An 8,308-nucleotide genomic window follows, 5' to 3' on the forward strand; every position below is an offset into this window, starting at 1 on the left:
GTCCAGGCGCGGCTGTCTTTGCCACCGCGTTGGGGGCCGCGGCCTTGGGCGTGGCGGCCGTCTTTGATGCCGCAGGCTTTGCGGCGGCAGGCTTGGTTGCCGCCGGCTTTGCAGCGGCAGATTTGGCAGCCGCCAAGCCGGTTTGGCCGGAGCAGGCTTGGCGGCAGCAGGCTTGGCCGCTGCTGGCGTCGAGATCAGCGCCGCGGGCGCTGGGGCGGAGGCCTTCGCCGCGCCGGATCCAGCCGGCGCTTCGCGCAGCCGGCGCTCGAGATCGGCGCGGGCACGACCGCAAGCATCGAGCTCACCGGTCAGCCTGTCGGCATCGGCACGCACCTTGTCGCGCTCGCTGCGCGTGCGCTCCAGATCACCGCGCAGGCCGTCGAGCTCGCCGCCCAGGCGGCCCCAGATGAACCAGCCGGCCACAACACCCACGATGAACGCCAGGAGCATGTAGAAAAAAGTGCTCATTCTCTCTCTCCAGTCCGATCCGTCTGCCGTGGCCTGGAGTGACGACCTTGGCGCAAGACCGTTCGATGGTTCCGCTGGGCGGAACAGCCGGCTTCAATCGAGCTGTCGGCGATCGGCTCTTCGCCATGGCCAACGGCCGCATCGCATTCGCCGAAGGTCGCCACCGGCCGAGATTGTCCCTTGCCTGAGCTCCGGCTGAGCTTGAGGCCGGACGCTACCATACGGCTTGTGGAAAGCTAACGGAAAAAATTCCCCGGAGAGTCATTCAAGAACAAATATTTATGCCAAGAACAGGCCAGTCCCAACATGCGTTCCGTCTAAACTATTCTGGCGGCGGTCAGGGGCAGGGGCACCCTTCACTTGTCCAGCGCTTCCACCTCGTCGATCAGGCCGCCGATCACACCGAGCCCGATCTGCCAGAAGGCGGGGTTGGTGGCGTCGAGACCGAAGGGCGCCAGCAGCTCGGAATGATGCTTGGTGCCGCCGGCGCGCAGCATCTCGAAATACTTCTCCTGAAAACCGCACTCGGCATTCTGGTAGACCGCGTAGAGCGAGTTCACCAGGCAATCGCCGAAGGCATAGGCGTAGACATAGAAGGGTGAATGGATGAAGTGCGGGATATAGGTCCAGAACACTTCGTAGCCGTCGCGCAGTTTGATCGCCGGGCCGAGACTCTCGGCCTGCACCTCCAGCCAAAACTGGCCGAGCCGGTCGGAGGTCAGCTCGCCGTTCTTGCGCTCGGCATGCACCTTGCGCTCGAATTCGTAGAAAGCGATCTGGCGCACCACGGTGTTGATCATGTCCTCGACCTTCTGGGCGAGCATGGCCTTGCGCTCGCGCCGGTCGGTGGTCTGGTCGAGCAACGAGCGGAAGGTCAGCATCTCGCCGAAGACGGAGGCCGTTTCGGCCAGCGTCAGCGGCGTCGAGGCCATCAGCGCGCCCTGGCCGCCCGCCAGCACCTGATGCACGCCATGGCCGAGCTCATGCGCGAGCGTCATCACGTCGCGGGGCTTGCCCATGTAGTTGAGCAGCACATAGGGATGCGCCGACGGCACGGTCGGGTGGGCGAAGGCGCCGGGCGACTTGCCGGGCCGCACCGGCGCGTCGATCCAGTTGCGGTCGAAGAAGGTGCGGGCGATTTCGGCCATGTCGGGCGAGAAGCGCTGATAGGCCGACAGCACCGTGTCCCGGGCATCGTCCCAGCGGATGACAGCCTGCGGGGTCTCGGGCAAGGGCGCGTTGCGATCCCAGTGGTTCATCACTTGCATGCCGAGCCAGCGCGCCTTCATCGCATAGTAGCGATGCGACAGGCGCGGATAGGCCTCGCGCACGGCGGCTGCCAGGGCGTCGACCACGCTGCGCTCGACGCGATTGGCGAGGTGGCGTGAATCGGCGATGTCCTCGAAGCCGCGCCAGCGGTCGGAAATCTCCTTGTCCTTGGCCAGCGTGTTGGTGATCAGCGTGAAGGTGCGCAGATTCTTGCGGAAGGTCGCGGCCAGCGCCTCCGACGCCTGGCGGCGCACTTCGCCGTCGGCGTCCTGCAAGCGGTTCAGCGCCGGTTCCAGCGCCAGTTCCTCGCCGCCGACGTCGAAGCGAAGATCGGTCATCGTCTCGTCGAACAGCCGGTTCCAGGCGCCGCGTCCGGTGATCGACTTTTCATGGAAAAGCTGCTCGACCCGATCCTCGAGCTGGTAGGGCTTGTCCTTCCTGAGGTCGAGCACCCAGGGCCGATAGTGGGCAAAGCCCGCGTCGGCGGCGAGCGCGCCCTCGATCACCGCGTCGTCGATCAGATTGAGTTCGAGTGCAAAAAACAGAAGATGCGCGCTGGCGTCGGTCATCTTCTCCTGGATATCGCCATAGAGCTTGGCGCGCTGCGGGTCGGCGGTGTTGCCGGCATAGACCAGCCCGGCATAGGAGACGATGCGGCCGATCAGTTCCTCCAGCGACTCATAGGCGCGCAACGCTTCGCCCAGGCGGCCGGCGGCGCCGCGCTCGGCCTCGGCGGCAAGCGTGCCTTTCCAGCGCGTCTCGAAGCTGATCGCATCCTGCGCCGCCTTGGCGATGTCGCGCTTCAGCTCGGCCGCTTGCATGCCGGAATAGAGGTCGGCGAGGTTCCATTCCGGCAGGTCGCCGAGCTCCGCCGCGCCGTGACCGGACGCTACCGCCGCGAGCTGCCCATCAGAAACCATGCGCATCAAATACCTTCCAGAAGCTGGGGAAAAAGAGAAGCCGGTCAAATCCTAAGGAATTCGTTCACCGGGTTTTTTGAAACCTTATTTAGAACCCTGTGCCAAGATGATCCATGGGGATTTCTCGGGCCAGGCATCAACACAGTCATGACAGGTTCCATACTCATAGTCGATGACGATCCCGTGCAGCGCAGGCTGCTCGAGGCGGCAGTGACGAAATTCGGCCACGGCGCGATCGTCACCGACGGCGGCGAGGCCGGCCTCGGGGCTCTCGACGGACCCGGCGCGCGCGATGTGTCGGTGGTCATTCTCGACCTCGTCATGCCCGGCCTCGACGGCATCGGCGTCCTGAAGGCGATGCGCGAGCGCGGCATCCACGTTCCGGTCATCGTGCAGACCGCGCAGGGCGGCATCGAGACCGTCGTATCGGCGATGCGCCACGGCGCCTTCGATTTCGTCGTCAAGCCGGCCTCCCCCGACAGGCTGCAGACGGCGATCTCCAACGCGCTGAAGGTCGAGGCGGTCGAAGACGAGATGAAGCGCACGTCCAGGCGGCGCGGCGGCCACCTGACCTTCAAGGACCTGATCACGCACAGCCCGGCGATGGACCGGGTGATCCGGCTCGGCCAGAAGGCGGCGGCGTCCAACATCCCGATCCTGATCGAGGGCGAATCGGGCGTCGGCAAGGAGCTGGTGGCGCGCGCCATCCAGGGCAGCGGCGACCGCCGCTCGAAACCGTTCGTCACCGTCAATTGCGGCGCCATCCCCGACAACCTCGTCGAATCGATCCTGTTCGGCCACGAAAAGGGCTCGTTCACCGGCGCCACCGACAAGCACACCGGCAAATTCGTCGAGGCGCATTCGGGCACGCTGTTCCTCGACGAGATCGGCGACCTGCCGCTCGACGTCCAGGTCAAGCTGTTGCGCGCGGTGCAAGAGGGCGAGGTCGATCCGGTCGGCGGTCGTTCGACGGTCAAGGTCGACATCAGGCTGATCTCGGCGACGCACCGCAATCTCCTGCAGCAGGTCAAGGACGGCCGTTTCCGCGAGGATCTGTTCTACCGGCTCAACGTCTATCCGATCTTCGTGCCGCCGCTGCGCGACCGCCGCGACGACATTCCCTATCTGGTCAGGCATTTCATGGAGAAGGTGGCGCCTGCCGATCCGCGTCACCGTCCGCAAGGCATCTCGGCCAGGGCGCTCGCCATGCTGCAGGCCTATGACTGGCCGGGCAACATCAGGCAGCTGGAGAACGCCGTCTTCAGGGCCTCCGTGCTGGCCGAAAGCGAGCTGCTGACGGAAGAGGAGTTTCCGCAGATCCGCGCGCAACTGGAAGGCACGGTCAAGCTCGATGTCGAATTTGCCGCGCCAGCGCCTGAGCTGAACGGTGACGACGACGTGGCCGGCGAGCCGGGGGTGGTCGTGGCCGAGCCCGATCCGCCGGCAAGGCTGCAGCCGCGCTTCGGGACGCTGCGGGCACTGGACGAGCGCGGCAATGTACGCGCTCTGGCCGAAGTCGAACTGGAAATGATCAAGCTCGCCATCGACCATTACAATGGCCAGATGAGCGAGGTCGCGCGCCGTCTCGGCATCGGCCGTTCGACCCTCTACAGGAAGCTCAAGGAATACGGCATCGACCCGGAAAGCGGCCGCATCGAGCGCCTTGCATCCTGACCCGCCGAGCCCTGTTCGCAAGCTCCGGACCAGTTCCGTCCCCTGGTGCGGGCCCGCTCGGCATTGATCGCGGCGCCGGCGGCGCCGCAGCGACTCGATTATGGCTGCGATCACGCAATTGAGGCCCGCGGTAACAGATTGTGTTTCGGCCAAAGGCGGAAAAATGATCTAAACCAGCAATTTACCAAGAAACGCAGTGCAACATTTTTGACGGGATATCGCCACGGTGTTACCGCATTTCGGCTTCAATAAGCGATGATTAACCATTAGGATCGATATTCGGATGTGAGAACAACACATCCGTTTGGGCAAATCCGGGGACAAACGGCAGCCTGCAAGGCCATTTGATTTGAACCAAGTCGAACGACACACAGACGGGCGGCATTATCACATGAGCGTCTGGCCGAGATGGCTGGCTGCTGTGATTGTTGCGCTTGGTTTCCTCGCCGCGGCCGTGACCGGCGCCAGCGCCGAAGTTCGTTCGCTGAAGCTCTATCACCTGCACACGCACGAAAAGGCCGAGATCGTCTACAAGCGCAATGGGCGCTACGATCCCGAGGGCCTGCGCAAGATCAACATCATCCTGCGTGACTGGCGCCGCAACGAACCGACCAAGATGGATCCGCGGCTGCTCGACCTGGTCTGGGAAGCCTATCGGCAGAGCGGCGCCACCGACTACATCCAGGTCGTCTGCGGCTATCGCTCGCCGGCGACGAACTCGATGCTGCGCAGCCGCAGCCGGGGTGTCGCCGAGAAGAGCCAGCACATGCTCGGCAAGGCGATGGATTTCTATATCCCCGGCGTGCCGCTGAAGAAGCTGCGCAACATCGGTCTCAAGATGCAGGGCGGCGGCGTCGGCTACTATCCGTCGTCGGGCTCTCCGTTCGTGCATATGGATGTCGGCAATGTGCGCCACTGGCCGGGCATCAGCCGCCAGGAACTGGTCGGGGTCTTCCCGAACGGCAAGACGCTGCACGTGCCGAGCGACGGCAGGCCGCTGCCGGGCTACGAACAGGCTTTGGCCGCCTACAAAGCCCGTAAGGGCGCCGGCACCCCCAACATCGAACTGGCCAGCGCCGGCGGTTCGACCAAGCGGTCCGGCGGGCTGCTTGCTGCCTGGTTTGGCGGCGGCGATGACGAAGCGGACGACAGCGCCGATGTCGCGACTGCCGCGCCTGCGCCCAAGCCGAAGAGCGCGAAGCCGGCCGCGGTCGCCAAAAGCAGCAACCTGCCTGGCATCGCGATCGTGTCACCCAAGGACGCGCAGCGCGCCAACATTCCACAGATCGCCGACGACAATTCGGCCGATTCGGAACCTGAGCAGGACACGCCGGAGACGATCATCGCGGCGCTGCCGCCAAAGGAGGTCCCGCTGCCGGACTTCGCGCCGCGTCCGAAGACCGATGTCGGCCAGCAGGCGCCTGAGAACGTGCCGTTCGGCGTGGCCGACGCCTCGACGACGACCGAGCAGGGGGTGGCGACTGCGCATGCGCCGGTCAGCGTGCCTTTCGGCATGACCAATCCGACTGCTGCGGATGCCGCGACTGCTGCCGCAGATCCAGCGCAGGTCGCGGTCAACAACATCCCGCTACCGACATGGCGTCCTGACCGTTCGTTGCCGGCCGATCTCGCAGCGCAGGACAAGAGCGTGCTGCTGGCGCTGGCCGACACCGCCCAGCACAACAAGACCGCGACCGATGCGTTCTCGGTCCTGCCCAGCGCGCGTCCGGATGAGGCCAAGGCGGACGAGGTCAAGCCGGATGAAGTCAAGGCCGTTCTAGACGAGGCCAACGCCACGAGCGAGGCCAGTGTCGCGAGTGGCGACTATCAGGTCGCCTCGCTCGAGCCGCGCTCGGCATTCAACGATCCGTCCGGCGTCGATGCGGCCTCGCCGCGCGACGCCATCGCCAGCCGCCCGGCCGGTTCCGATCCGGCGCTGGCAATCGGTGCCGGCGTGAAGACGACGCGCAAGGAAGCCAGGGCCAGCGCCCGCGACCTGAAGCCTGGGCCGAAGGCAATGGTGGTTGCCGCCGCGCCGCAGGCCGCGCGCTGGGCACTGAACAGCGGCGAATACGTCGCCACGGTCTCCGGCGCCACGACGGCGCCGCGCTATGCCTACAACATCGTGCATACGCCGCCGAGCGAGGTCTATACGGCGGGCTTCCAGGCCGACAACCAGATGGCGGATGCCAACCGGTTCACCGGCAATGCCGTGAAGTTCCTCTCGGTCGCCCGTTTCCAGACCAAGTAGGCGACAGGCCAGACAATCGCAAAGCCGCGCCGGGCGACCCGCGCGGCTTTTGCTTTTGAGGCAGGCAATCCGCGGCGCCGTTCGGGTCGGCGCTGGCTTCGGCGGGGCCGGGATGCTAACGACGTGACGCCTGCTTTCCCGCTTCGTCTAACGGTAGGACAGCGCCCTTTGAAGGCGTGAATCGTGGTTCGAATCCATGAGCGGGAACCAGCGGCTGCCGACCCGTCAGCAACCGGCTCGGGCCTGCGCATCGCGCGCTGATTGCATTCCAGGCAACTGGCCCGGTCGGTAGCCGGCCGGGTCTTTCGTGTCCCGGACGCTACTTCTTGAGCTGGCTCGCCGCGCGGGCCAGGGCCTCGATCTCGTCCCACTTGCCGGCCTTGACCATGTCGTCCGGCGCTACCCAGGATCCGCCGACGCAGACGACGTTGGGCAGGGCGAGATAGTCGGCGGCGTTCTTGGCGCTGATGCCGCCGGTCGGGCAGAACTTCACGTCGGCGAGCGGCGAGGCGAAGGCCTTCAGCGAGGCAATGCCCCCAGATTGCTCGGCCGGGAAGAATTTCAGGAAGCGCAAGCCGGCCTCGCGGGCAGCCATGATCTCGCCGGGCGTGATGGCGCCCGGCAAAAGCGGCACCTCGCTGTCCTTCGCCGCCGCCAGGAGCTGGCTGGTGATGCCGGGGCTGACGATGAATTTCGAGCCGGCGCGTGCTGCCTGGTCGAACTGCCCGGCGTCGAGAATGGTGCCGGCGCCGACGATGGCGTCCTCGACCTCGCCGGCGACGCGCCGGATCGCTTCCAGCGCATCGGAGGTGCGCAGCGTGATCTCGATCGCCGGCAGGCCGCCACGGGCGAGCGCGCGGGCTAGCGGCACCGCATCGGCGACATTGGCGATCTTGAGCACCGGTATGACCGGCTGGCCATTGAGGAGCGACAGGAGCTTCTCGGTCTTGCTGGGCATTCGCTTGGTCTCTCCGGTATCGATCGATTTCAACCGATTAGCAGAAGGGGTATCCCGAGTCCACGAAACGAGGCGTGTCGCGATGTCACGTACCGGCGGCGCCGCTTCCCCGGATGGCGGCTGGCCGGCTCCGCCTTGAATCGGCTTTCACCACGGTTTAGTGGCATGGCGATGACAATTTCCACCCGAACCAATTCTGTGCGCGTCGCCGCGCTGTACAAATTTGCCCGGCTCGACGGCTTCGAGGCGCTGCGCGCGCCGCTCGCGGCGTTCTGCTGCGGGCGCGGCATCAAGGGCACGCTGCTGCTTGCGCATGAGGGCATCAACGGCACGGTTGCCGGCAGCGAGGCCGACATCGCCGCGCTGGTCGACCATCTGAACTCCATCGAAGGCCTCGCCGGCCTCGAGGTCAAATACAGCGCCGCCGCCGACATGCCGTTCCACCGCATGAAGGTTCGGCTGAAGCGCGAGATCGTCACCATGGGCGTCGAGGATCTCGATCCGGCGACCAGCGCCGGCACCTATGTCGCGCCCGCCGACTGGAATGCACTGATCTCGGACGAGAACACCATCGTCATCGACACCCGCAATGCCTATGAAGTGTCGATCGGCACCTTCAGGGGCGCGGTCGATCCGGCGACCGCAAGCTTCCGCGAATTCCCGGCCTGGGTCGAGCGGCATCGCGACCAACTCGAAGGCCGCAAGGTGGCGATGTTCTGCACCGGCGGCATACGCTGCGAGAAGGCGACGGCCTATGTGAAGTCGCTC

The 8,308-nt window shown here is 65.5% G+C and carries 4 protein-coding genes, 1 tRNA gene and 2 pseudogenes; 4 read left to right on the forward strand and 3 right to left on the reverse strand.

All coding sequences use genetic code 11. The annotated features are described in order from the left end of the window. A pseudogene (locus EN738_RS35695) lies at window positions 1–468 on the reverse strand (proton-conducting membrane transporter); the annotation flags it as partial. Between the two features lie 356 nt (window positions 469–824). Beyond that, window positions 825–2,663, reverse strand: coding sequence for a M3 family oligoendopeptidase (locus EN738_RS25990; protein ID WP_189605981.1), 1,839 nt, complete (start codon window positions 2,661–2,663; stop codon window positions 825–827). Between the two features lie 141 nt (window positions 2,664–2,804). Between EN738_RS25990 and EN738_RS25995 the strand changes: the two genes are divergently transcribed. The 3 genes from EN738_RS25995 (at window position 2,805) to EN738_RS26005 (ending at window position 6,792) form a co-directional block, all read left to right on the forward strand. After that, window positions 2,805–4,331, forward strand: coding sequence for a sigma-54 dependent transcriptional regulator (locus EN738_RS25995; protein WP_127286201.1), 1,527 nt, complete (start codon window positions 2,805–2,807; stop codon window positions 4,329–4,331). A 391-nt stretch (window positions 4,332–4,722) separates the two neighbouring features. After that, complete coding sequence (locus EN738_RS26000; protein ID WP_127286202.1) at window positions 4,723–6,582, forward strand: DUF882 domain-containing protein; 1,860 nt, start codon at window positions 4,723–4,725, stop codon at window positions 6,580–6,582. Window positions 6,583–6,718: 136 nt separating this feature from the next. After that, window positions 6,719–6,792, forward strand: a tRNA-Gln gene (locus EN738_RS26005). 109 nt (window positions 6,793–6,901) lie between these two features. On the opposite strand, the gene EN738_RS26010 is transcribed toward EN738_RS26005, so the two are convergent. After that, entirely contained in the window at window positions 6,902–7,540 is a 639-nt protein-coding gene (locus tag EN738_RS26010; protein WP_127286203.1) for a 2-dehydro-3-deoxy-phosphogluconate aldolase, read from the reverse strand. 171 nt (window positions 7,541–7,711) lie between these two features. On the opposite strand from EN738_RS26010, the pseudogene EN738_RS26015 reads away from it, so the two are divergent. Continuing rightward, window positions 7,712–8,308: pseudogene (locus EN738_RS26015) on the forward strand (hypothetical protein); the annotation flags it as partial.

The organism is Mesorhizobium sp. M4B.F.Ca.ET.017.02.2.1 (assembly GCF_003998955.1).
Lineage (GTDB): Bacteria > Pseudomonadota > Alphaproteobacteria > Rhizobiales > Rhizobiaceae > Mesorhizobium > Mesorhizobium abyssinicae.